This window comes from Mycoplasma sp. P36-A1 (assembly GCF_049478495.1).
In the GTDB taxonomy this organism is placed as follows: domain Bacteria; phylum Bacillota_I; class Bacilli_A; order JAJDGJ01; family JAJDGJ01; genus P36-A1.
Genome location: NZ_CP168083.1, coordinates 856,985 through 882,849 on the forward strand (window position 1 = coordinate 856,985; position 25,865 = coordinate 882,849).

A 25,865-nucleotide genomic window follows, 5' to 3' on the forward strand; every position below is an offset into this window, starting at 1 on the left:
GTATGTATGGCAAAAATAATGAGCCTAGAAGAAATAAAAACAGAATTATTTAAAAGAGGAAGTAAAACACTATTAACACAAGATGAAGTAATGGATTATCTTAAAGATTTTGACTTTTCTGATGATGATGTAGATAACATTTTTACATATTTAAACGAAGAAAGTGTTATGGCAGCAGAATTAGAAGATGATATTGATGAAGAAGTAGAAATTACAGCTGACTTAGAAATATTAGAAGAGACAGAAGAAGATGATGAGTACAACTTAAATGCTATTTATGATAATGACTACTATGATTCTAACCTTTCACTTTCAACAAATGTAAAGGTAAATGATCCAGTAAAAATGTACTTTAAAGAAATAGGTAGCGTAAATTTACTATCAACAGCAGAGGAAATTGAATTAGCAAAAAGAATTGAAGTTGGCGACAACAACGCTAATCAAGAATTAGTAAGTGCAAATTTAAGACTAGTTGTATCAATAGCTAAAAGATATGTTGGTAGAGGAATGAGTATCTTAGATTTAGTACAAGAAGGTAATATAGGTTTAATAAAAGCTTCAGAAAAATATGACTATACTAAAGGGTTCAAATTTTCAACATATGCAACTTGGTGGATCAGACAAGCTATAACAAGAGCAATTGCCGATCAAGCTAGAACTATAAGAATTCCAGTTCATATGGTTGAAACTATTAATAAATTGACTAAAGTACAAAGAAATTTAGTGCAAGAACTTGGTAGAGATCCAAGACCTGAAGAAATAGCAAGAGAAATACCAGGAATGACAGAAGATAAAGTACGAGAAATTCAAAGAATATCACTAGATCCAGTAAGCTTTGAAACACCAATTGGTGAAGAAGATGACTCAAGTTTAGGTGATTTTATCGAAGATAGTGATGCAATGTCACCATTTGATTTTGCAGCAAATGAGCTATTAAAAGATGAACTTAATGAAGTACTATTAGAATTAACAGATAGAGAAGAAAAAGTATTAAGATTAAGATTTGGATTAGATGATGGTAAAACTAGAACTTTAGAAGAAGTTGGAAAAGAGTTTAATGTAACAAGAGAAAGAATTAGACAAATTGAAGCTAAAGCTTTAAGAAAACTAAAACATCCTTCACGTTCTAAAAGATTAAAAGATTTTATGATTAGATAATAATATGGATACTAAAGAAATACTAACAATATTAGAAGATAAATTCCCATTAAACTTACAAGAAAAGTGGGATAATAGTGGCATATTATATCGCGGAAAAGAAAATACAATTAATGTATTAATAACTTTAGATATTACTGCTAAAGTATCATCGTTTGCTATAAGTAATAATATTGATTTAATTATCTCACATCATCCTTTAATATTTCAAAGCTACTTTGATTCGTTTGAGTATATAAGAAATATATATTTAGATTTAGCAGAGAATAACATTAATATATATTCTATGCATACAAACTATGACTCATCTAATTATGGAATGAATATTAATTTCATAAAAAATCTAAATTTTAACTATATTGACTCAAAATCAATGGAAAGATATTTTAATATAGAAAGTGATTTTTATGAAAAAATTAGAAATGAATATCCTTTTGCAAGAATATATAACAAAAATGATAATATAGAAAAAGGCGCTGTGCTTTTAGGTGCAGGAGGTTCTATGATTGAAGAAATTCATAAAAACAAAGCAGATGTCTTTATATCAAGTGAATTTAAACATCATGAAATCTTGTATGCTAAAAACTATAATATAACTTTAGTTGATATTTCACATCAAAGTGAAAGTTTATTTATTAAAGATATAGAACAATATTTGAAAAGTAAAACTAACAATTTGAATATTCAAGTATACTTAGATAATTACAAAATTGAATCAATATAATATGATCTTAATATAGTAGATAAAAATAATCACTTAATAAAAGTGATTTTTTTTATTGAATAATTATATTTGTCAAATATTTAACAAATAAAGAAATAATAGATGTGGTATAATCAAATATGAACAAATGAAAAAGGGGCAAAAATATGATATTTGAAAAATTTGATATATCAATAAGTGAAATAGAACAAAATAAAATAAAAAAACTGGTAGACTTAGCGTTTTTAAATGCTAAATTATCAAAAGACCAGATAGAAGAATTATTGAATACTATTAATTATCAGACTTTACCATATTTACAACAAAAGGCAGTTGAAAAAAGAAAAGAAATATATGGAGATAAACTTTATATTAGAGGTTTAATTGAAATATCTAATTATTGTAAAAAAGATTGTCTATATTGTGGGATAAGAAAAAGTAATAAAAATGTAAATAGATATCGATATGATGAACAAACAATAAAAAAAATTATTGATCATGGATATAGTAGAGGATATCACACAATTGTAATGCAAGGTGGAGAAGATGATTATTATACTGATGAAAAATTATCTAGAATAATTCATGATACAAAAGAAAAATATCCAGATATAGCTATAACATTATCAGTTGGAGAAAGAAGTAAAAGTAGTTACTTAAACCTTTATGACTCAGGAGCAGATAGATTTTTATTAAGGCATGAAACAGCTAATCAAGATCACTATGCTTTATTACATCCAAAAGAAATGAGTTTGGAAACAAGAATGCAAGCGTTAAAAAATCTAAAAGAAATAGGCTATCAAACTGGTGCAGGATTCATGGTTGGCAGTCCCTTTCAAAGTATGGAAGACATTGTAAATGATATTATATTTTTACAAGACTTTCAGCCACAAATGGTTGGAATTGGACCCTACTTAAATCATCATGAAACACCATTCTATGATATGCCTAATGGAAAATTAGAACATGTATTAATAATATATTCATTAGTTAGACTACTAGTTCCTAATGGTTTAATACCTTCAACCACAGCAACTTCAAGTGTAAACCCACTTGGTAGATTGCAAGCTTTAAAAAGTGGATGCAATGTTATTATGATTAATTTATCAGATATGGACAAAAGACAAGATTATACTTTATATGAAAATAAGTCATATAAAGGTGATGAATCTGATGAATTTCTTCAAATCATAGAACAGGATATTATAAAGGCAGGAATGGAAATAGATTTTAGTATTGGTAATTATAAAGCAAACAAAGGAGAATAATATGGAAAATTTTATAGATGTGCAATATATAAATGATTTAATCAAAAAAAGTGAAATGGCAACTCAATCACAAATTGAAAGTGTTTTAGATAAAGCGGCATTAGGAAGAGGATTATCACATAAAGATGTAGCTATACTTTTAAATATAAATGAAGAGAAGCAACTTAAAAGACTACATGAAACAGCAAATATGCTTAAAAAAACAATATATGGAGATAGAGTTGTATTATTTGCTCCACTATATATATCTAATTATTGTGTTAATAATTGCCAGTATTGTGGGTATCAAAGAAACAATGAGATAAAAAGACTAAAATTAAATAAAGAAGAAATTGCTAGTGAAGTAAAATCTTTACAAGCAATAGGTCATAAAAGACTAGCTTTAGAATTAGGAGAAGACCCTAATAATATTGATATAGATTATGTAGTAGACTCAATCAAAACAATATATGAATCTGGTGATATTAGAAGAGTTAATGTAAATATTGCTGCAACAAGTGTTGAAGACTACAAAAAATTACATGATGCTGAAATAGGAACATACATTTTATTTCAAGAAACATATAATCCAGACACATATGAAAAACAACATCCTTCATCTTTGAAAGGTGATTACAACAGACAATTGTATGCACACCATAGAGCAATAGAAGCAGGATTAGATGATGTAGGTGGTGGAGTTTTATTTGGACTTAATGATTTTAGATTTGAAGTAGTAGCTATGATGTTACATAATGAAGAACTATTTAAAAATTTTGGAGTAGAATTTCATACAATTTCAGTTCCTAGGTTAAAACCTGCAAATGGAATGAGCTTAGAAAACTATCCAAATATAATTAGTGATGAAGACTTTGTAAAAATTGTTTCAATAATTAGAGTTGCAGCTCCATATGTAGGGATGATATTATCTACAAGAGAAAGTGAACAAATGAGAAAAAGATTATTAAATCAAGGAATTTCACAAATTTCTGCAAACTCAAAAACAACTGTAGGAGGATATTCTGAAGATCAATCACAATCACAGTTTACAGTAGAAGATGAAAGAAGTTTACTAGAAACTATAAAAGACTTAATAAAACATGATGATCTACCAAGTTATTGTACTGCTTGCTACAGAATGGGAAGAACAGGTAAAGAGTTCCATGATCAAGTTGCATCACATAAAATATCACAAATGTGTCATCCAAATGCAATATTAACATCTTTAGAATATGCAATCGAAACAAAAGATCAAGAATTATATGATATGACATACCCATTCTTGATTAAACAAATAGACAAAATTAAAGATCCTGCAGTTAAGATTAAGGTAGAAGAGTATTTTGAGAGAATCAAAAATGGTGAAAGAGACTTATATATCTAATGGATAAAATACCTTCTTTAATACCGACAATTGTATTCATTGGGCAAGTAAATGCAGGGAAAAGCTCAATTATCAATAAAATTACTAAACAAGAAGTATCAATAGTAAGTGAAATTGCAGGTACAACAACAGATGAAGTAGTAAAAAGATTTGAGTTATTAGATGCTGGTCCAGTTAATATTATTGACACTGCTGGATTAAATGATAATACAAATTTAGCAGAAGAAAGAAATAAAAAAACCGAAAAAGCAATTAAAAGAGCTAATATTATTGTTTATGTTTTTGATGCAACAAAAGAAATTGATTTAAATTACTACAATAAACTTACAGAAGATAAAATAATGGTATTTAACAAAATTGACTTAATAAGTGAAGATAATAAAAAGAATCTAGAAATTAAATATCCTAAAGCTATCTTCATTAATAAGAATATTGAAAAAACATATGATAATTTATTAATTGTTTTAAAAAGTAAAATTATTGAATCAGAAAAAGGATTACTAGATGGGATTACACTTGAAAACAATTTAATAGTTCACGTTATTCCAGTTGATAGTGAAGCTCCAAAGGGAAGATTGATTCTTCCGCAAATGCAGCTAATTAGAGAATGTCTTGATAAAAATATTATTTCTATAGTACTTAAAGAAACAGAATTAGAACAATATCTAAACAATAATACCAAAATCGGCTTAATTGTAACTGATTCACAAGCCTTTAAAATAGTAAGTAAAATTAACAACAAAAGATTTCCATTAACTTCATATTCGATACTACAAGCAAATCAAAAAGGTGATCTAAATTATCTAGTTAAAAGCTTAGAAGCATTAAAAAAGCTAGAAAAACCACACATATTAATGATGGAAAGTTGTTCACATAATTCTAGCCATGAAGATATAGGTCGTGTTAAAATTCCTAAGATGTTAAAAGTAATGTTAAATGATTTTACATTTGATTTTAAAATGTCCCATGATTTTCCTGAAAATTTAAAAGACTATGATTTTATATTACACTGTGGTAGCTGTATGTTAAGTGAAACAATAATGATGAAAAGAATAAATATGAGCATAGATGCTAAAATACCAATGTCTAATTATGGTTTGTTTATAGCTTATTTTAATGGTATACTAAGTGAAGCAATACAAGTTTTTAAGTAAAGGAATGATCAAATGAGAAAAAACCTCGTAGTTTTTTTATTAGCCTTGTTTATAGCTGGAGCAGCTTTCTTTGTCTATAAAGATACAATAAACTCACCATTTTTATTGAACAAAGGTGATACGAATAATGAAATAACTACTACTAAAATAGCAATAATTGATTCTGGTGCAAATCTAGATCAAGTTAATTATGACCATAACATTAAAATTAAACAACATAATATATTAGATGGTTCTACTGATATAAGCGATACAGATAATAATGGAACATATCTTTTTTCAGCGTTATATAATGATATATATAGTTTGAATTTAGCTAATGATGTTTTATTAATAAAAGCTTTTGAAAGCAGTGATAGCATCAAAAATGCTAATATTATAAAAGCAATAAATTATGCAGTTGAAAACAAAGTTAGTGTTATTAATTTAGGGTATGAACTTAAGCAAAGTGAAAAGCTTGATAAAGCTATTAATAAAGCACTAGAAGCAAACATAAAAATAGTAACAATAAAAAAGGATGAAAATTCATATCCTGCTAATTTAAAAAATGTAATTTCAGTAACTAGTACTGAAGATACAAAACTTAACTCAACAATAAAAGTAGATGATTCAATCAGTGTAATGTGTAGAAACAATAAATGTACTACAAAGACAACAAAAGCTTTTAATGTAATAACAGCTTCTGGTTATCTTATGAATAATGATTTAGATTCTAAGAATGAATTAACATTAAAATATAATTATGGTTTAGATGTTAATGATAATAATTAATACTAAATAAGTATTCCTTTTATTTAAATAAAAAAAGCTGCAAAACATGTATTAAAATGTTTTGCAGCTTTTAAATTTATCAACTATTATTTTAATTCTTTAATTGCATTTAGCATATTTTTTGCATCTGCCTCAGCGTTAACGTTTCGATGCTCTTGTAATATTTCTCCACCTTTTCCTATTATAAAAGTTGAACGAACAACACCTAGTGCAGTTTTACCAAACATTGTTTTCTCCTTAATTACATGAAAAGCATCACTTAGTTCACTGTTTTCATCACTTAATAATAATAAATTCAAATCATGTTTTGCAATAAATTTTTCATGAGATTTAATAGAATCTCTACTTACTCCAATAATTTGAGCACCTAATTTTTCAAACTCATTTTTATAAGCTGTATATTGAATAGCTTGATTAGTGCAACCTGGGGTATTATCCTTAGGATAAAAATACAACACAGTTAACTTATCAATATCTGCAAGTTTATGCATTTGTCCATCAGTACCTGGTAATTCAATTAATTTATAATCCATAATATCACTCCTTTTCAATATCATAAATTAATATCTAATATTTTGCAAATATAGTGCTTTTTAAACAATTACCTTCTAATAAAAGACTTTTAGAACAAAATAAGTCTATTTAACTAAGATATTAAACTGTATTCTTTTAAATAGCAAGTTAAAATGGTATAATTTATAGATGAATAGAAAGGGTGAAATAGATGATTGATGATTTAAAAAAAGAAGTAATCGAACAAATAGAAAGTATTACCTCTTTAGTAGATTTAAAAAATGTTAAAGTAGCAATACTAGGAAAAAAAGGTAAAATTACCGCTTTAACAAAAAATATGAAAAACCTTAGTGATGAGGAAAAGAAGACTATAGGTAAGCAAGTACACGAACTAAAAGAATTTGCTACCAAAGAATTAGAAATAAAAGAAAATCATTTATATGAAATAAAAATGATAGAAGGAATAGAAAAAGATTCAATAGACATATTTTTACCTGAAACAAGTTTTAATATGGGAACTTATCATCCTTTAACTTTAATGAGCAAAGATATTGAAGATTTCTTTATTTCACTAGGATATAATGTGGTAGAAGGTTACGAAATTGAAGAAGATAAATACAATTTTGAAATGCTTAATATTCCTAAAGATCATCCAGCTAGAGATATGCAAGATACTTTTTACTTTAATGCAAATACATTGTTACGTACACACACATCGCCAATGCAAGTTAGAACAATGGAAGCAATGGAAACTAATGCACCAATAAGAATGATTTGTCCTGGAAAAGTTTATAGACGTGATGAAGATGATGCTACACATTCACATCAATTTATGCAAGTTGAAGGTTTAGTAATTGATAAAAACATTTCATTAGCAGATTTAAAAGGAACGTTGTCATTATTTGCCCAAAAAATGTTTGGGAAAAATACAAATGTAAGATTTAGACCAAGTTATTTTCCATTCACAGAGCCAAGTGTAGAAGTAGATGTTACATGCCCATTCTGTAAAGGTAAAGGATGTAATGTTTGTAAAGAAACTGGTTGGATAGAAATTCTAGGAGCCGGTTTTGTACACTCAAATGTTTTAGAAGCATCAGGATATGATTCTACACAATGGCAAGGCTTTGCATTTGGTATGGGAATTGAAAGAATTGCTATGCTTAAATATGGTGTTGATGATATAAGACACTTATACAATAATAATATAAAAGTATTAAGATCATTTAATAAAGTAAAATAAGGAGAGAATACAATGTTAGTAAGTTATAATAATTTAAAAAAATATGTAGATTTAAGTGAAGTATCTCCTTATGAATTAGGAGATTTACTTACAAATGCTGGACTTGAAGTAGAAGGTATTAGACCATTAGCTCAAGGAAGCGATTTAAAAATAGGTTATGTAATAGAATCAAAAAAACATCCAGAAAGTGATAAACTATCAATTAATATAGTTGATGTAAAAAATGAACAGTTACAAATAGTTTGTGGAGCCTCAAATGTTAAAGCAAATCAAAAAGTAATTGTTGCAATGCCAGGATGTAAGTTAGATTATGCAAAAGTGCCAGTCATTCAAAAAGTTGTACTTGCAGGAGTAGAAAGCAATGGTATGATTTGTTCATTATCAGAGTTAGGAATAGCAGAAAAATTTCAAACACAAGAGCAAATAGAAGGTATTGAAGTATTAGACGATAAATATAATGTTGGAGATGAAGCATTAAAAGCATTAGGATATGATGATTATATTTTAGATATTTCATTAACTCCAAATAGAAGTGATATATACAGTATTTATGCACTAGCAATTGAAGTTGCGGGATTAACAAAACAAAAAGTTAAACCAGTTTATATGAATGCTAAATGTGATAAAGACTCAGGATATAAAATAGAAATTGCAGATGAAGCATGTAAATCATATGGACTATTTGCATTTAACAATGTTGAAACAAGAGATAGTTCACAAGAAACTAAAATAGAATTAATGGCACTTGGATTTAAACCTAGATTCAATTTAGTTGATCAAGGTAATATAGCAATGGTAACATCAGGAAACCCAGTTCATGTTTTTGATGCAGACAAATTAAACTCAAAAAATTTCAAAATTACAAAAGGAATTGAAAAAGAAGATTTCATTGGTTTAGATAATCATCAATATAAAATTGAAAAAGATGATTTACTAATAATAAATGGTGATGAAATAGTTGCAATAGCTGGAGTAATTGGATCTTTAAGTTCAGCAATTGATGAAAGTTCAAAAAATATTGTAGTAGAAAGTGCAGACTTTGATCATGTAAGTATTAGAAACACTTCTAGAAGACTTGATCTTTTTTCTGAAGCATCAATTAGATTTTCTAAATTAATAAATCCATATACACTAGAATTTCCTGTAGCATTTATGAAAAATGAATTAGATTTATCTTGTGCAGGAGCAACAAAAGTTAACTTTCAAGAATACAATCCAACAGAAATAAAAGTTACACTAAAAAGAATAAAGAGTGTACTAGGTATTGAGATATCTCTAGAAGAAAGCATTGAAATATTAGAAGATTTATCTTTTGATGTAAGAAGAGAAGCTGATACTATTTATACTATTGCACCTTCATACAGAAAAGATGTAACAATTGATTTAGATATAATTGAAGAAATTATTAGAGTTTATGGTTATGATAATATAGTAGAGACATTACCTTTGCAACAAATAGATTATAAACCAATAAGTAAAATACAATCTATTAGTTATGATGTAAAAGAAATCTTAGTAGGATTAGGTTTAAATGAAATAATTTCATATCAACTAAGTAGCAAAGCTAAATTAGATGTATTTAGTGATAAAAAGAAATATATTGAATTATCAAACCCTTTAAGTGAAGATAGAAAGTACTTTAGAGATCAACTTCTTACAAGCATGGTTGAAACTTTAGCATTTAACAAATCATATCAAGAAAACAATCTAAACTTATTTGAAGTTAGTAATGTCTTTTTAGATGATAAAGAACAAAAAATGTTATCAATAGGATTGTTAGGAACTTTTGAAGCAACACCTTGGCAAAGGCTGAATATTAAATCAGACTTTTATGTAATAAAAGGATTAGTATTTGATGTAATGGAAAGACTTGGATTTACTTATGGAAGATATTTAATTAAAGAAGTTGAAAAAGACCATCCTTATATGCATCCAACAAGAAGTGCTTATATAATGTTAAATAATAAAATTATTGGAGTCTTTGGAGCTATTCATCCTAAAATTCAAATTGAATACAAATTGAAAGATGCTTATGTTGCAAGTCTTAATTTAACAACATTAAGTGAAAATGTTGGAAAAACAAATAAATATGAAAAAGTAAGTTTATTACCAAGTGTAACAAGAGATTTATCACTAGTAATTGATAATAAAATAAAAGCTAATGAAATAACAAAAGTAATTAAGCAAGGTAACAAATTAATTAAGAATGTAACAATATTTGATATTTATAAAGGTGAAGATTTACCTGAGAATAGTTACTCAATGGCCGTTTCATTAAAAATAGAAGATGATAAAAAAACATTAGATGAATTACAAATAAATCAGACAATGAATAATGTAATTGAAAACCTTCAAAAGAAATTAAACATCACATTACGAAAATAACAAAAAAGGGATGAAATACTCATCCCTTTTTAAATATATAAAAAAAATAGCTTTTTTCAAGCTATTTAAATGCAGATCCAATCTTCTTTAGAAAATTTTGGATCTAACTTATTGATATGATTGTTATACATAATACCATCTAAGTGATCAATTTCATGTTGCAATACTATTGAGAAATAGCCATTTGCTTTTAACTCAATATATTTATTTGTAAATAAATTAAAAGCTTTAACAACAATTTCGTTTGATCTTGGAACAATACCAGTATACTTTCCATCTTCAACAGATAGGCATCCTTCACCAAATTTCAAATAAGCAGTTTCCTTAGATCTTTTAATAATCTCAGGATTTGCAAGCATCAATTTATGAAGCTTACCATCGTCATCAAATGTTTTGATTGCAATTAATTTTTTTAAAACACCTAACTGAACAGCTGCAATTCCAACTGCACTTCTTATATCGTATTTTTCTGCATATTCTTCATCTTGAGAATTAGATACATGATTATACATCAATTTAAGTAGGTGTTTATCTTCTTTTGATAAAGGTATTGCGACATTTTCAGATTTTTGATTTAGTACTTTAGAAGGTTCCATTATAATATCTTCATTAGTAATATATTTACGTTTTAGTATATTTTCCATTATTACACCTCATACTAATTTTATCATAAAACAATCTTGAAATCTTTACTTTACACAAATTATTGTCATTATATCAATAACTTTTATTAATTTTTAATGAAACTATATTAAAATTGTCAAAAATTTTGTATAATATATAGATGTAAAAGAGGGTGAAATAATGAAAGAAAATGCTAAATCAATTAAGAGGAAGATTCCTTTTGATGCAAAATCATTTTTTAATATAAAAGCTAAGGGTGACTTAGTAATTTTAATATGCGTATTATTACTTGTTATAGGTGGATATATAATGGTTGCAAGTGCACATACCAACGTGTTTGTTACCTATGGTGCAGGTGTATTTATAAAAGAAATGGCTAAAATTACGGTCTTTATAATTGTTGGCTTTTTCATAATGCAAAAACTAAATCAAAAGTTTGATATAGAAATCTTTAAAAAGTATCGAAAAGTATTTCTAATGGGAATTTCTGCTTTGATGATTATGACTTTATTTTTCCCATCAGTAAATGGATCTAAATCATGGATAAATTTAGGATTTATGACCATTCAGCCAACAGAATTTTTAAAAATGTTTGTAATACTTGATAATGCAGTTTATTTCTCAAGTAAAAAATATCAAAGTGAAACAGTTTTTAATGCCTATAAAGAGCCATTGCTTAAATTATTAATTAGTGTTTTATTTATCTTTATTTTACAAAATGACTTAGGGAATGCACTGATAATAATAATGATATATCTAGTAATGTTTTATGCAATTCCTGATCCTAGAATTAAAAAGTTCAAAAAAACATTTGCAATTGCTATGGCAATTTTTATTATATTGTTTTATATATTTGGAAAACAATTAAGTGACTTAATATATTCACTTCCAGATGACTTTTTCAAAAAAGCACAACTAACAAGAATTGCAGTATTGTTTAATCCACTTAAAGATGTATATATAAGTGGATTCCAAGTAACTAATGCACTAGTTGCCCTGGCTTCTGGTGGTTTGTTTGGTATGGGTTTAAATAATTCTACCACAAAATTTCTACTGCCTGAAGCATACAACGATGCCATAATAGCAGTTATTGCTGAAGAATTAGGTTTAGTTGGTGTTTTAGTATTATTTATATTATATATTGGTATTATTGTAAAGCTATTAAGTTATGCTGAAAAGCCAAAAATTAGTACTGATTCAAGATTATTACTTGTAGGTGTTGCTGCCTTTTTTATGGCACAATTTTTTGTTAACATTGGTGGAATGGTTGGTTTAATACCAATGACTGGTGTAACATTACTATTTGTTTCAAGTGGTGGTTCTTCTATATTAATGGCATTTATTTCTATCGGTATTGCTCAAGCAACAATAAAAAGGTATTTAAAGTAATGGATACAACAATATATCTAGAATTACTAGAACTAAAAGATAAATTAATTGCTACAGATATTTATATCCAATATGATAATAGTGTTGTAAAAGCATTAAATAATACAAGCTTAATAACACTTCTTCAAGAATATAATGATTTAGTTGAAATATATAATAAAGTTGATTATAAAAAAACAAAAGATGAAATTAAAAATAAATTAGATATAATAATTAATAGTTTATTTGAAATAGATGAATATATAGAATTTATAAAAAAAGAAGATGATCTAGAACTATTGATTAAAGATACATCTAAAATAATTTTCAAAGATATCATTACGTTTAAAGAAGGTGAAGAAATTGGATGTAAATAGAGGTAACTTTAAAGGCTTAAAACTAGAAACATTAAGTGGAGAAAATACAAGACCTACTCAATCAAGAGTAAAAGAAGCCATTTTTTCCATGCTTTCAAACAATGTATATGATGCTAAAGTCTTAGACTTATTTGCTGGATCAGGTGCACTTGGTATAGAGTCTTTATCAAATAATGCTAAAAGAGTTGATTTTGTAGATAGTAATATAGATGCAATTAAGGTAATAAATAACAATTTAAACAAATTAAAAGATTGTGAATATAAAGTACACAATATTGATTATAATAAAGCACTTATAAATTTTAAAGAAAGTAATCAAAAGTTTGATTTAATTTTTTTAGACCCACCATATAAACAACACTTAATTAATAAACTATTAATAGATATTGAAAAACTAGACTTAATAAATGAGTTTACAATAATTGTGTGTGAAAGTAATTTAGATGAAAATGTTATAAGTGAAACAAGTAAATTAGAATTATATAAAGAAAAAAAGTATGGAAATACTAAAATAAGAATGTTTAGGAGAAAATAACAATGAAAATTGCAATTTATCCAGGATCATTTGATCCTGTTACTAAAGGACATGAAGATATTATAAAAAGAGCTTCTGAAATGTTTGATATACTATATGTAGTAGTACTTGGAAATCCGGCAAAAAAGACACTTTTTACAGTAGATGAAAGAGTAGAGTTAATTGAAAATGTTATTTCTGATTTAGATAATGTTAAAGCAGATAGTAGTCATGCTTTAGCAATAACATATGCCAAAGAAAAGAATGCTAAATTTATTGTTAGAGGTCTTAGAGCTACTGATGATTTTGAATATGAATTGAACATTTTTGCATTTAATCAACATATTGAAAAAGAAATAGATACTATCTTTTTAATGACAAAATTACATAATTCATTTATTTCATCTAGTGGGGTAAAAGAAATGGCCTCATACAATGCTAATATTGATGGATTAGTTTCACCTTGCGTTAAAGCTGCTATTCACAAAAAATATGAAGCTGAAAAGGGGAATGATGGAATTTGCACTTAAATAAAGTTGAGGCAATAGGATTTAAATCTTTTGCAAATAAAGTCAACATAAACTTTGAACCTGGAATAAATGGGATAGTTGGTCCAAATGGTTGTGGTAAAAGTAATATTACAGATGCAATTAAATGGGTTTTAGGAGAACAATCGACTAAAAATCTTCGAGCATCTGGAATGAGTGATGTAATTTTTGCAGGTAGTGATGATTACAAAAAGCAGAATTTTGCACAAGTATCATTAATATTTGATAATAAAGATAGGACCTTAGATATTGAATTTGAGCAGGTTGAAATAACAAGAAGACTTTATAGATCTGGAGAAAGTGAATATTTAATTAATAAAAGTCCAAGTAGGTTAAAAGATATAGTAGAATTAATTATGGATACAGGCTTAGGAAAAGATTCACTTTCAATAATATCTCAAGGAGCAATAGCTGACTTTGCATCAGCAAAACCAGAGGATAGAAGAAGTATTTTTGAAGAAGCAGCTTCTGTATCTAAATACAAAAAAAGAAAAATAGAGTCTTTAAAAAAGTTAGATCGAACAACTCAAAATCTACAAAGATTATCAGATATAATTTCAGAATTAGAATCACAAATAGAACCATTAAAAAAACAAGCTATTAAGGCAAAAAAATATCTAAATGCAAAAGATAAATTAGAAGATATTGAAATCTCAGTAATAGTACATGAAATAAATGCAAATGAAATACTATTAAAAGAAATTAAAAGTGATATCTTAGATTCTAATTCACAAATAGTTTTAATTGAAAAACAATTAAACGAATCTGAAACAAACAAGGAAAAACTAGATGTAGAATACAAGAAATCAAACAATAATGTGGCAAAACTACAACAAGAGTTGTTATTACAAATAGAAGAAATTGATACTCTAGAAAATGAAAAAAAAGAGGTTTATGCTTTAAATACTCAAAATACGGATGATTTTTATATTCAAAAACTAAAAGAGAAAATAGATAGTTTACAAACTGAAATTGAAGTGCAAAGAAATAACTATATAAATTTTTCAAATCAAAAAGAACTATTAATGCAAACTTTTAATGAAATTCAAGAAAATTATAATATTTTGATAACAAACAAGAATAAGCTAACAAATCAAATAAATAGTACTAACAATAAGTTTCATGTGTTAAAAAATTCTATAGATAACAATTCTAATTTATATGCAGGAGTAAAAGCAATAATTACTCAAAAAGATCATTTTTCAGGGTATATAGGATTAGTTAAAGATTTGTTTACTGTAGATGAAAAATATGCAAATGCAATATCTAAAGCGATTTCATCACAGCTACAAAACATCGTCATGGTTAATAGTCAAGATGTTAAAGATGCGGTTAATTTTTTGAAAAGAAATAAAGCTGGTAGGGCTACTTTTATTCCTTTAGATTTGATAAAAAATAGATATGTTAATGATGATGATATTTTTGTTGCAAAATCACAAAATGGTTTTATTGATCAAGCAATTCATTTAATAAAATTTGACAATGAATACAATAAAATGTTTAGTTATTTTCTTAGTAATATTTTAATTGTAGACAATATAGACCACGCAATAGAATTGTCAAAGCTATTAAAATCAAAGTATAAAATAGTTACACTTGATGGAGAAGTTATTAATCCTGGAGGAATAGTAACAGGAGGAAATAGTAGGAATGAATCAAATAATATTTTAACTTTAAAACAAGATTTAGAAAAAGTAACTATCAATAAATCTTTGCTAGAAAATGAGTTATTACAAGTTGAAGATGAAATATTTGTTAATCAACAAAATCAGGCAAACACAAGAAATAAAATTAATCAATTTAATATTTCAATTGCTAAATCAGAAGAAAATGAAAACAATAATAAATATCAATTTAAGATTAATAAAGCCGAATATGAGTTATTAACCAAAAAAGAATATCAACAAAACAATGATACAGAAGATATAACAAATAAATTATTATTAGCTAAAAATAATAAACAAGAAATTATTAATAATATTCAGACCAATCGTGAAGAAAGTCTAAGATTATCTAAATTAATTGAAACAATAGAAATTAGTTTAAAAGCATCAAGAATTGAAATTAATAATTATAGACAAAAATATAGTGACTTAAACATTAAACTTACTAAAATAGAAATTTATATAAAATCAAACTTAGATAGATTAGCAATTGAATATAAATTAACTATAGACCACGCTAGAGAAATATCACAAAATGATATTGATATTAAACTTGCAAAAGAAGAAGTTAGTAGATGGAAATCAATCATAAAAAGTTTAGGTAATGTAAATTTATTAGCAGTAGATGAATATGAAAAAATTAAAGAAAGATTTGATTTTATGTCAACTCAAAAAAATGATTTAGAAAGTTCACGTTCTGAAATACTGCAAATGATCAATGAAACAGATAAAATTATGGTAAAGAAATTTAAAGAGACTATTGAAGAAATTAATGATGTGCTACCAGATACTTTCAAAAAATTATTTGGTGGGGGAAATGCTACATTAGCATATACAGATCCTTCAAATATTTTAGAAACAGGAATTGAAATACAAGCACAACCACCAGGTAAAACTGTGCAAAACCTTAATTTGTTTTCTGGAGGAGAAAAAGCGATGATTGCTTTGTCTGTGCTATTTGCTATTCTTAAAGTAAGACCAGTTCCACTATGTATATTAGATGAAGTAGAAGCTGCTTTAGATCAAGCAAATGTTGAAAGATTTGCCAAATTTTTGAAAGAATTTGCATACAAAACACAATTTATTGTTATTACCCATCGTCCAGGAACCATGGAACAATGTGATGTTTTATATGGCGTTACAATGCAAGAAAAAGGTGTAACAAAGATGATTGGTGTAAAATTAGAAGAAGCTAAAGATATGATAGACAAGGAGTAATAATATGGCTAAAAAAAGTTTTTTTAAAAAGATTAGTGAAGCAGTACTAGGTAAATCCGCACAATCAAATGAAAAATATGCAGCGGGTTTAGATAAATCAAGTAAGTCTTTTACTGATCAAATAAACAGCCTAGCAGCAAGATATCGTGAAATCGATGAAAATTATTTTGAAGAATTAGAAGATGCTTTAATAATGTCAGATGTTGGTGTAAACATGGTCATGACAATTGTTGATGAAATAAGAAAAGAAGTTAGATTACAAAATATAAAAGACCCAAAAATGATTAATGAATTAATTGTCGATAAAATGTTTGTAATATATGCAAATCAAGGATATATGAGCACTACATTAAATGTTAATAATCCAGGACTTAATGTAATTTTGATGGTTGGAGTTAATGGAGTAGGTAAAACAACAACAATTGCTAAACTAGTTAAAATGCTTCAAAACGATGGAAAAAAAGTAATGGTAGCTGCTGGAGATACATTTAGAGCTGGGGCAATAAATCAATTAGATGAATGGGCTAAAAGATTAGATGTAATGATTGCAAAAAAAGAAGAGAATTCAGATCCAAGTTCAGTTGTCTTTGATGCAGTTAAAAAAGCAAAAGAAAATGATGTTGATGTACTAATATGTGATACTGCAGGAAGATTGCAAAACAAAGTGAATTTAATGAATGAATTAGATAAAATAAAGAGAGTAATACAAAAAGAGGTACCAGAAGGCCCTCAAGAGACTTTATTGGTAATAGATGCTACAACTGGTCAAAACGGGGTCTCACAAGCTGCTATCTTTAAAGAAGTTGCTAATGTAACAGGAATTGTATTATCAAAAATGGATGGAAGTGCAAAAGGTGGAATAGTTCTAGCAATAAAAGAATTGATAGATATACCTGTAAAATTTATAACTGTTGGAGAACAAATAGAAGATATAGAAGAATTTGATTTAGAAAAATATATATATTCACTTACAAAAGGATTATTTAATGAATAATATAGAAAATATAACTAGACTAATAGCTCTTTATGATATTTATAAAGAGCTATTAACTAGCAAACAACAAGAATACTTTGAACAATACTATTTTGAAGATCTTAGTTTACAAGAAATTTCAGAAAATTTTAATGTTTCTCGAAATGCAATACATAGAAATTTACAAACAACTCAAGAACATTTAGAAAAATATGAAAACGTATTAAAAATCCAATTAAACCAAAATAAACTTATAACAGAATTTGAATACTTAGCAAATAAATATGAGATTTCTAAAACAGATAAACATAGCATGATAAAAATAATCAATGATAAATAAATAAGGAAATATTATAAACATATTAATAATTTAATATATATTATTTTTTTACATATTATAAAAATTATTTAGTCGTTTTTTGCTAATGTTTTACTATAAAGTCAAGAGAAAAAGCCCAAAAGTAAAGCGTTTTTTAACTAATAATTACAAAAAACAAGTTTATCAAAAAAAAATGTAAAAAAGACTTGCTATGTATGTTTAGTATATGTATAATATAAGAGTGTTAAGCAAGAGAAAACAAAAAAGAGTTGGACGATTAGCTCAGTTGGGAGAGCATCTGCCTTACAAGCAGAGGGTCAGCGGTTCGAGCCCGTTATCGTCCACCATGCCGACTTAGCTCAACTGGTAGAGCAACTGACTTGTAATCAGTAGGTTGGGGGTTCAAGTCCTCTAGTCGGCACCATTAACACGGAGGGGTAGCGAAGTGGCTAAACGCGACTGACTGTAACTCAGTTCCTTAGGGTTCGGCGGTTCGAATCCGCCCCCCTCCACCATTTATTGGGGATTAGCCAAGCGGTAAGGCAAGGGACTTTGACTCCCTCATGCACTGGTTCGAATCCAGTATCCCCAGCCATTAGTGTCCTGTTAGCTCAGTTGGTAGAGCATCTGACTTTTAATCAGAGGGTCACAGGTTCGAATCCTGTACAGGACACCATTTATAAAAAATCCAGTTTTAAATTTTACACCATGCCCTGGTGGCGGAACTGGTAGACGCACAGGACTTAAAATCCTGCGGGTAGTGATATCCGTGCCGGTTCGATTCCGGCCCAGGGCACCATTTGGACGATTAGCTCAGTTGGGAGAGCATCTGCCTTACAAGCAGAGGGTCGGCGGTTCGAGCCCGTCATCGTCCACCATTTATTGGGGATTAGCCAAGCGGTAAGGCAAGGGACTTTGACTCCCTCATGCACTGGTTCGAATCCAGTATCCCCAGCCATTAGTGTCCTGTTAGCTCAGTTGGTAGAGCATCTGACTTTTAATCAGAGGGTCACAGGTTCGAATCCTGTACAGGACACCATTTATTTTAAATAACGGACGATTAGCTCAGTTGGGAGAGCATCTGCCTTACAAGCAGAGGGTCGGCGGTTCGAGCCCGTCATCGTCCACCATAAGTACAATTTTACCAATATGTGTCCTGTTAGCTCAGTTGGTAGAGCATCTGACTCTTAATCAGAGGGTCGCAGGTTCGAAGCCTGTACAGGACACCAATAGAAAAATCCAGTTTTAATTTACACCAGCCCTGGTGGCGGAACTGGTAGACGCACAGGACTTAAAATCCTGCGGGTAGTGATATCCGTGCCGGTTCGATTCCGGCCCAGGGCACCATTTGCCGACTTAGCTCAACTGGTAGAGCAACTGACTTGTAATCAGTAGGTTGGGGGTTCAAGTCCTCTAGTCGGCACCATTTTTTTTTGGAGGGGTAGCGAAGTGGCTAAACGCGACTGACTGTAACTCAGTTCCCTTGGGTTCGGCGGTTCGAATCCGCCCCCCTCCACCATAATGACAACAAACTATCTTTTAGATAGTTTTTTTTATTTGACATAAGCACACAAGAGGTATTAAAACTATCAGTAGGGGGTAACGATTGTTACCCCCTTTTTAATGCTTATATGTTTATGCTATTTTTATTTACAGTATTTGGCTTCTTTAATGCTATTTTAACTAACTAAAACACTTTAAATTATGTCTACAGCATAACATCATGTTTGTTTCATAATGTAATTGAATATGTTCATGTATAACTTATTTTAGGTAGTATTATTACTTAATAATACCTTTCTTTAATTTAAATAGTTTTTAAATAACATAGAATCTTCTGTTGATTCTATACTTTTTAATGCTATTTCTATTATCATAATCAACTAAAAATGATTATAATAAAAAAGCATACGCGTAAGCATAGTTAGAGAAAGCACTTACACACTTTTGGGTGTTATTGTATAAACTTTTATTTGAATCTAATCTTCAAAAGAATTCTAGCTAATAGTAAGATATTGCATCAGATCTAGTTATTACAAAACTTCTAATAAATATATGATCATTTGATTGTAATCTATCTTATTAGAAAAATATCCATCGTATCAATAATGTAGTAGTGAAAAAATATTTTATTATTTAAATTTAAAAATAAATAATAGATTGTTATGTTAAATAATAAATGCAAATTTTTAAGTATAAATAGATTAAATTTTTAAATATATATATTTACTTTTAAAGGAAAATGATTTTAAAATAGGCAATTTAAGGATGTCAAACATATTTAATATAGATAAAACCGACTTTTGTATAAAATTTTTAATTGTATAAGTTTACTATAAGAAAACTAGATTAAGTAAGTTAAAGATTTCACATTTTAAAATTAATGATAACATATTGTGAAAAAAAGTTTATAATAATATCACGGTTTTTATTATCTTGTTTTATTTTTAAAGCTAATAATTTACATATAGAATAATATTATTGTTGTTAATTATTTTAGTGAACCAAAACTTATAACTAATATTAATCATAATCTTAATTTATTAATAATAATTCTAAAAATTTGATATTATCTATTTTAATCCATTAATGCACAATATATGTAAAATACTTGTAAAAAACATAAGATTATTAAGATATTTGATGTGTTTTAGCTTTTTTTAATGAAAATAAAATTAAAAAAAGATATAGTTTTTTTGTTTAAATCTAAATATCATATTTAAAATTTAATTAAAGATTTTTTTTTCAATTTTAAAACTGATCTTAACTCTTTACAAATTAAAAATAGACCAACATTATAAAAAAAATATAAAGTAAATGAAGATATAGTAATAATTTGTGAAAAACTGATAATGATTTGTGATATTCTGGTAAAAAAATAATTGTGTTTAATTTTAGTATATGGTACTATACCAATAAGTAGAGCTAGGAAAAATAATTATTGTTATTTATTTTAACAATTAAATTTATATTATATGCATTATCCTAGCATCTCAACATAGGGGAGGTATTTTTTTTAATGGAAGCAAACAAACAACAAAAATTAGGCTTAATTGAAAGAATTGGTGCCAAATTACCAGAGTCAAACTTATTACTGTTAATGCTTACAGCAATTATCATTATATTAAGTTTCTTTGCAGCGGGTGAGCATCAAGGAGCACAAGTAGGTACAACTTATGAGGTTACAAACCTTATGTCAATTGATGGGTTTAGATGGATACTGTATAACATCATCAATAACTTTAGAGCATATCCACCACTTGGAATTGTAATTGTAGGTGTTATCGGATTTGGTTTTGCAGAAAAAGTTGGACTACTTGGAACTTTGATCAAAAAAGTTGGTCATTCAACTCCAGAAAAGTTTATTTTACCAGTAATTGTATTTGTTGGTATTAACTCATCTGTAGCATCAGATGCTGGATATATCGTACTTGTACCACTAGCTGGAGCTTTATATGCAGGTTTAGGTAGAAATCCATTAGTTGGTGTTGCTGCGGCATTCGCATCGGTATCAGCTGGATTTGGAGCTGCATTAGTTCCAACACCTGGAGATGGATTGCTTGGTGAAATTACTAAAGGTGTAATTGAATCATCAGGACAAACATTTACTTTAAACACTGTTACAATGAACTACTTATTTATGATAGTTTCAACTTTCTTCTTAACTATATTACTTACATTTGTAACAATAAAGTTTGTTGAAAAAAGAGCTAGTCACCATGAAATAGTAATTCCAGAGGAAGATTCTATTGAAATAGGTGAATTAACAACTGAAGAAAAAGGTGGTTTAAAAGCTGCTGGTATTGCTTTACTTGTTGTATGTATTATTATTGGAATTTTATATTTTACAGGTTTCTTAACTAGCTATAGTGAAATAATTGATGAAGCTGGAACTGTTAAAAATTATAATCCAATTTTAGATAATATTATCGTTATTATGATTTGTATCTTCTTATTCCCATCAATTGCATTTGGTCGTAAGATGAACATCATTAAAACTGGTAAAGATTATGTTGGTGTTACAGTTAGAGCAATGAAGGATATGGCATATATTATGGTATTTGCAATTTTTGCAGGTAACTTCCTTGCAATATTCTCTCACTCAGGATTAGATAAGTTTATTGCAAATAATGGAGCAATCACATTAATTAACTTAAATATATCTAATACATTTGTATTACTAATTCTATTCATGTTCATTTGTGCTATTGTTAACTTATTTATTGGATCGGCATCAGCTAAGTGGACGTTACTTGCACCAATATTTATAACAATGCTTGATCAAGCATCAAATGGTAGTATTGGACCTGAAATAGTACAAGCTGCATATAGAGTAGCTGATTCAGCAACAAACATTATTACTCCATTAATGTCTTACATGGGAGTTATATTAATATGTGCTAAAAGATATGCACCTAAATTTGAACTTGGTGACTTAATTTCATTAATGAGCCCATATTCAGTAGCAGTATTCTTAGGTTGGGGAACATTCTTATTAATTTATGTTTTATTAGGAATACCTTTCGGTTTATAAGATTCACACAAAAAAAGAGCAATTGCATTTGCTCTTTTTTTATTATATATACTATTATTTACCGTCTAACTTATCATCAATATTATCTTTGATATCTTCAAATTTATCTTTTGCATCTTCAGCGATATCTTTAATCTTATCCCCTAAATCACCAAAGAATCCTTTTGCATCTTCAGTGAAGTCTGCAACTTTATCTGAAGCTTGATCCTTGAATTCATCAAATTTTTCTGCAGTTGAATCTTTAAAATCTTCTGCTTTTTCTTTAAAATCATTTGCATTATCTTGTACTTTGTCTTTTAATTCATTTGCATTATCTTTGATTTCAGAATTTTTATCTTCTACTTTATTTTTCAAATCCTCAACATCTTTATTAAAGTTTTCAGTATTAACTGCAGATTTAACTTCTGCTTTATCCTTTAGTAACTCTGCGTTTTCTTTAATATCAGCATTCTTATTTGAAATATCTTCTTTTAATTCAGCTGCTTGAAAATCTGCTTTGTCTTTTAGCGTTTCAGTACTTTCTTTTAAATCAGAAACTTTATCGCTAGCTGCATCCTTTAATTCTTCTGTTTTTGTTGATACATCTTCTTTTAAGTTGTTAAATGTATCTTCCATCTTATCCTTTAAATTATTAATGTCCATGATGGTCCCCTCCTTTTGTAATATATTTAAATACTAACAAATTCTACTTTTTTTAACAAACTATATGCAACTATATGTAATTAACGTATTGCCTATAAATATAATATATTTTAATATGTTGTTTTTAAGATGAATACAAAAAATACTGTTATAAAAATTGGGTATATGGTATAATGATTAAGGAAATATGAAGGATGAATCTACATCATTTGTACTTTAATAGTATATGCTAAATATGCTATAATACATAAGAATGGGAGAGTGTATTAATGGATTCTAAAAAAAATAAAGATATAAGATCAAGAAAAAAAGATAATCGAAAAGATATAAAAATAAAAAAAGTTAATATGTCTGATGTAAGAAAGACATTAAGTAGTAAATTAGGTAATAATGATGATAGTTCTAGACCAAGAGCTAACAAAGATACTGTAAATAATCTTGAATCTACTACAAAACTAACAAAATACAATTCTATTGCTAGTGGTGAATCTAAAAGCACTAAAAAAGAAAAAGCAAAAAATAATGACAAAGGAATAGTGTCTAATAAAAAGAATAGTGGTATTTTTGGTAAGTTCAACAATGGTAATAAAAAGGATTTTTTCTTTTTTAAACTGTCTAAAATTGGCCAAATTATGCTAGTTATTTATGCTGTCGGTATACTTGTATTTGGTTTTCTATTTGCAAGAGCCTTTATGAATAAAGGACAAGTAATTTTAGGAAATAGAGAAGAAGTTACTAAAGTTATTAGTAATGATCAAGTATCAAAAATAAAGGAGAAACTAACTGCAGATATACCTGCAGACAATATCAGTGTCTCTCTTAATGCATATAGACTTGTTGTAGTTTTAGATTTAAAAGATAGTACTTCTGTAAAAAAAGCAACTGCAGCTAATGAAAAAGCCTATAAAATTGTGGATGGAATTACACCTATTAAAGACTATTTTTCTGGAAGTAAAGAATTAAATAATGATTTATTTATATATGCAGCTGACGTAGTTCCAACTGATTACGATTCAAACTCTAAATATATTATTGAAACATACAAAAATTCAAGAATGAGCAAACCTGCAACATATAACTTATTAAAATATAGAGATAAAGACTCATACAAAGAAGTACTAAAATCTTTAGAGAAAGCAAAATAAAAAAGGCATTGCCTTTTTTTTATGGACTGATATATGAAAAAAATAATAGATGCTGAAGTAATTAAGTATGATGAAAAAGGAAAAGGAATTATTATTGATAATAATATTCCAATTACAATACCAAATGCAATTGTTTCAGAAAAAGTTAAAGTTAAAATAAATAAAATATCAAAAAAAAATGGATATGGAGAAATTATAGATATTCTTAGAGAAAGTAAAGATAGAGTTTCATCAAAATGTAAATATAGCGATAAATGTGGTGGTTGCAATTTACTACATATGAGTGAAATGTCACAAAAAGAATTTAAAATAGAAAAAGTAAAAGAGGCATTTAATAAGTTTGATATCAAAATAAAAGACATATCTTATATTAAGAACGATAATCCTTTTGGTTATCGAAATAAGTTATCTCTTCCTTTACTTAGAGTTAAAGATAAAATAGAAGTGGGATTATATAAAGAGTACTCTAATGAAATAATTCCCATAAAAGAGTGTATTATACAAGAAAAAATTATAAATGTACTTTTAAAAAGTGTTGTTGATGTTTTAAACATACATAATGTCTCAGTTTATAATCAAGAGAAACAATCTGGTTATTTAAGACAAATAATTATTAAATCATCTAAAGCGAATAATCAATTGTTACTTGGATTTGTAGTAAATGATACAAAATACACTAATAAACTAGATATAGTAATAAAACAACTACTTGTAGATAATAACAATATAAAATCTATTGTTATAAACTTTAATGATAAAAATACTAATGTGATATTAGGTGAAAAAAATCAAATTGTTTATGGAACTGGATATATAATAGATACAGTAAATAATTTAGATTTTAAAATTTCTTTAAATTCTTTTTACCAAGTTAATGCCAATCAAATGAATAATCTCTATCTAAAAGCAATACAAATGGCCAATCTTAACAATGAAGATATTGTTTTAGATGCCTATTGTGGAGTAGGTACAATATCTACGTATATTTCAAAGACTGTAAAAAAGGTAGTTGGAGTAGATATAGTACCATCAGCTATTAAAGATGCTAATAATAATAAGCTAATAAATAATATTACTAATGTCGAATTTGTATGTTCAGATGTTAATGATTACATGTTAGAAAATCATAATTTATTTAATAAAATAATATTAGACCCACCAAGAAAAGGAGCAACTAAAGAGTTTTTAGATATTGTTTTAAAAATGCAGGTGAATAAAATAGTTTATATTGCTTGTGATGTAAATACACAAGCAAGAGATGTTGCTTACTTAATACAAAATGGATTTAAAGTAGATAAAGTATGTGCAGTAGATTTATTTTCACAAACTTTTCATATAGAAAATATTGTATTGTTAACAAAATAAGCAGTTGTTTACTAGGTGT

At 27.3% G+C, this 25,865-nt stretch carries 21 protein-coding genes and 14 tRNA genes; 32 read left to right on the forward strand and 3 right to left on the reverse strand.

Annotated elements, in window-relative coordinates; genetic code table 4:
* Window positions 1–6: 6 nt before the first annotated feature.
* The 6 genes from rpoD (at window position 7) to ACD762_RS04015 (ending at window position 6,417) form a co-directional block, all read left to right on the forward strand.
* Complete coding sequence (rpoD, locus tag ACD762_RS03990; protein WP_423364567.1) at window positions 7–1,158, forward strand: RNA polymerase sigma factor RpoD; 1,152 nt, start codon at window positions 7–9, stop codon at window positions 1,156–1,158.
* A 4-nt stretch (window positions 1,159–1,162) separates the two neighbouring features.
* Window positions 1,163–1,882, forward strand: a complete 720-nt coding sequence (locus ACD762_RS03995) for a Nif3-like dinuclear metal center hexameric protein (RefSeq protein WP_423364568.1) — start codon at window positions 1,163–1,165, stop codon at window positions 1,880–1,882.
* A gap of 146 nt (window positions 1,883–2,028) precedes the next feature.
* Window positions 2,029–3,129 (forward strand): [FeFe] hydrogenase H-cluster radical SAM maturase HydE, encoded by a 1,101-nt coding sequence (gene hydE, locus ACD762_RS04000; RefSeq protein WP_423364569.1) that lies wholly within the window; start codon window positions 2,029–2,031, stop codon window positions 3,127–3,129.
* A gap of 1 nt (window position 3,130) precedes the next feature.
* The gene (hydG, locus tag ACD762_RS04005) at window positions 3,131–4,492 is read left to right on the forward strand and encodes a [FeFe] hydrogenase H-cluster radical SAM maturase HydG (RefSeq protein WP_423364570.1); all 1,362 of its coding nucleotides are present in this window, start codon (window positions 3,131–3,133) and stop codon (window positions 4,490–4,492) included.
* Window positions 4,492–5,646 (forward strand): [FeFe] hydrogenase H-cluster maturation GTPase HydF, encoded by a 1,155-nt coding sequence (gene hydF, locus ACD762_RS04010; protein WP_423364571.1) that lies wholly within the window; start codon window positions 4,492–4,494, stop codon window positions 5,644–5,646. The genes hydG and hydF overlap by 1 nt, the downstream gene beginning before the upstream one ends.
* Before the next feature lie 12 nt (window positions 5,647–5,658).
* Entirely contained in the window at window positions 5,659–6,417 is a 759-nt protein-coding gene (locus ACD762_RS04015; protein ID WP_423364572.1) for a hypothetical protein, read from the forward strand.
* An 86-nt stretch (window positions 6,418–6,503) separates the two neighbouring features.
* Here the strand turns inward: ACD762_RS04015 and ACD762_RS04020 are convergent, their stop codons facing one another.
* Window positions 6,504–6,950: a peroxiredoxin gene (locus tag ACD762_RS04020; RefSeq protein WP_423364573.1), complete on the reverse strand. Its 447-nt coding sequence runs from the start codon at window positions 6,948–6,950 to the stop codon at window positions 6,504–6,506.
* 191 nt (window positions 6,951–7,141) lie between these two features.
* Between ACD762_RS04020 and pheS the strand changes: the two genes are divergently transcribed.
* Both pheS and pheT read left to right on the forward strand, forming a co-directional pair.
* Window positions 7,142–8,170 carry a phenylalanine--tRNA ligase subunit alpha gene (pheS, locus tag ACD762_RS04025; RefSeq protein WP_423364574.1) on the forward strand — a complete coding sequence of 343 codons (1,029 nt, stop codon included), beginning with the start codon at window positions 7,142–7,144 and terminating at the stop codon, window positions 8,168–8,170.
* Window positions 8,171–8,182: 12 nt separating this feature from the next.
* Window positions 8,183–10,555, forward strand: coding sequence for a phenylalanine--tRNA ligase subunit beta (pheT, locus tag ACD762_RS04030; RefSeq protein WP_423364575.1), 2,373 nt, complete (start codon window positions 8,183–8,185; stop codon window positions 10,553–10,555).
* 65 nt (window positions 10,556–10,620) lie between these two features.
* Here pheT and def read toward each other — a convergent pair whose 3' ends face one another.
* Window positions 10,621–11,199 carry a peptide deformylase gene (gene def, locus ACD762_RS04035; protein ID WP_423364576.1) on the reverse strand — a complete coding sequence of 193 codons (579 nt, stop codon included), beginning with the start codon at window positions 11,197–11,199 and terminating at the stop codon, window positions 10,621–10,623.
* 160 nt (window positions 11,200–11,359) lie between these two features.
* Here def and ACD762_RS04040 point away from each other — a divergent pair, with 160 nt between their 5' ends.
* The 22 genes from ACD762_RS04040 (at window position 11,360) to ACD762_RS04145 (ending at window position 22,694) form a co-directional block, all read left to right on the forward strand.
* On the forward strand, window positions 11,360–12,568 hold the full coding sequence (locus tag ACD762_RS04040; RefSeq protein ID WP_423364577.1) for an FtsW/RodA/SpoVE family cell cycle protein: 1,209 nt from the start codon (window positions 11,360–11,362) through the stop codon (window positions 12,566–12,568).
* Window positions 12,568–12,924: a YlbF family regulator gene (locus tag ACD762_RS04045; RefSeq protein ID WP_423364578.1), complete on the forward strand. Its 357-nt coding sequence runs from the start codon at window positions 12,568–12,570 to the stop codon at window positions 12,922–12,924. Before ACD762_RS04040 ends, ACD762_RS04045 begins: the two co-directional genes overlap by 1 nt.
* A complete protein-coding gene (gene rsmD, locus ACD762_RS04050; protein ID WP_423364579.1) occupies window positions 12,911–13,459 on the forward strand; it encodes a 16S rRNA (guanine(966)-N(2))-methyltransferase RsmD in 549 nt (182 codons plus the stop codon). The genes ACD762_RS04045 and rsmD overlap by 14 nt, the downstream gene beginning before the upstream one ends.
* 2 nt (window positions 13,460–13,461) lie before the next feature.
* On the forward strand, window positions 13,462–13,968 hold the full coding sequence (gene coaD / locus ACD762_RS04055; RefSeq protein WP_423364580.1) for a pantetheine-phosphate adenylyltransferase: 507 nt from the start codon (window positions 13,462–13,464) through the stop codon (window positions 13,966–13,968).
* Window positions 13,959–16,868, forward strand: a complete 2,910-nt coding sequence (locus ACD762_RS04060; RefSeq protein ID WP_423364581.1) for a chromosome segregation protein SMC — start codon at window positions 13,959–13,961, stop codon at window positions 16,866–16,868. The genes coaD and ACD762_RS04060 overlap by 10 nt, the downstream gene beginning before the upstream one ends.
* A 4-nt stretch (window positions 16,869–16,872) precedes the next feature.
* Window positions 16,873–17,862, forward strand: a complete 990-nt coding sequence (gene ftsY, locus ACD762_RS04065) for a signal recognition particle-docking protein FtsY (protein ID WP_423364582.1) — start codon at window positions 16,873–16,875, stop codon at window positions 17,860–17,862.
* Window positions 17,855–18,181, forward strand: a complete 327-nt coding sequence (gene ylxM, locus ACD762_RS04070; protein WP_423364583.1) for a YlxM family DNA-binding protein — start codon at window positions 17,855–17,857, stop codon at window positions 18,179–18,181. Before ftsY ends, ylxM begins: the two co-directional genes overlap by 8 nt.
* Before the next feature lie 250 nt (window positions 18,182–18,431).
* Window positions 18,432–18,507: transfer RNA gene (locus ACD762_RS04075), tRNA-Val, on the forward strand.
* A 1-nt stretch (window position 18,508) separates the two neighbouring features.
* A tRNA-Thr gene (locus tag ACD762_RS04080) sits at window positions 18,509–18,584 on the forward strand.
* 7 nt (window positions 18,585–18,591) lie between these two features.
* A tRNA-Tyr gene (locus ACD762_RS04085) sits at window positions 18,592–18,675 on the forward strand.
* Between the two features lie 5 nt (window positions 18,676–18,680).
* Window positions 18,681–18,755, forward strand: a tRNA-Gln gene (locus tag ACD762_RS04090).
* A 5-nt stretch (window positions 18,756–18,760) separates the two neighbouring features.
* A tRNA-Lys gene (locus ACD762_RS04095) sits at window positions 18,761–18,836 on the forward strand.
* A gap of 34 nt (window positions 18,837–18,870) precedes the next feature.
* Window positions 18,871–18,959: transfer RNA gene (locus tag ACD762_RS04100), tRNA-Leu, on the forward strand.
* 3 nt (window positions 18,960–18,962) lie between these two features.
* Window positions 18,963–19,038, forward strand: a tRNA-Val gene (locus tag ACD762_RS04105).
* A 5-nt stretch (window positions 19,039–19,043) separates the two neighbouring features.
* Window positions 19,044–19,118 (forward strand) — tRNA-Gln (locus ACD762_RS04110).
* Window positions 19,119–19,123: 5 nt separating this feature from the next.
* Window positions 19,124–19,199, forward strand: a tRNA-Lys gene (locus ACD762_RS04115).
* A 15-nt stretch (window positions 19,200–19,214) separates the two neighbouring features.
* Window positions 19,215–19,290 (forward strand) — tRNA-Val (locus ACD762_RS04120).
* 23 nt (window positions 19,291–19,313) lie between these two features.
* Window positions 19,314–19,389 (forward strand) — tRNA-Lys (locus ACD762_RS04125).
* 29 nt (window positions 19,390–19,418) lie between these two features.
* Window positions 19,419–19,507 (forward strand) — tRNA-Leu (locus tag ACD762_RS04130).
* A 3-nt stretch (window positions 19,508–19,510) separates the two neighbouring features.
* Window positions 19,511–19,586 (forward strand) — tRNA-Thr (locus tag ACD762_RS04135).
* Between the two features lie 9 nt (window positions 19,587–19,595).
* A tRNA-Tyr gene (locus ACD762_RS04140) sits at window positions 19,596–19,679 on the forward strand.
* 1,500 nt (window positions 19,680–21,179) lie between these two features.
* The gene (locus ACD762_RS04145) at window positions 21,180–22,694 is read left to right on the forward strand and encodes an AbgT family transporter (RefSeq protein ID WP_423364584.1); all 1,515 of its coding nucleotides are present in this window, start codon (window positions 21,180–21,182) and stop codon (window positions 22,692–22,694) included.
* 54 nt (window positions 22,695–22,748) lie between these two features.
* Here ACD762_RS04145 and ACD762_RS04150 read toward each other — a convergent pair whose 3' ends face one another.
* Window positions 22,749–23,336, reverse strand: a complete 588-nt coding sequence (locus ACD762_RS04150) for a hypothetical protein (RefSeq protein ID WP_423364585.1) — start codon at window positions 23,334–23,336, stop codon at window positions 22,749–22,751.
* Between the two features lie 269 nt (window positions 23,337–23,605).
* On the opposite strand from ACD762_RS04150, the gene ACD762_RS04155 reads away from it, so the two are divergent.
* Both ACD762_RS04155 and rlmD read left to right on the forward strand, forming a co-directional pair.
* On the forward strand, window positions 23,606–24,481 hold the full coding sequence (locus ACD762_RS04155; RefSeq protein ID WP_423364586.1) for a hypothetical protein: 876 nt from the start codon (window positions 23,606–23,608) through the stop codon (window positions 24,479–24,481).
* A 33-nt stretch (window positions 24,482–24,514) separates the two neighbouring features.
* The gene (rlmD, locus tag ACD762_RS04160; RefSeq protein ID WP_423364587.1) at window positions 24,515–25,846 is read left to right on the forward strand and encodes a 23S rRNA (uracil(1939)-C(5))-methyltransferase RlmD; all 1,332 of its coding nucleotides are present in this window, start codon (window positions 24,515–24,517) and stop codon (window positions 25,844–25,846) included.
* The last annotated feature ends 19 nt before the right edge of the window (window positions 25,847–25,865 follow it).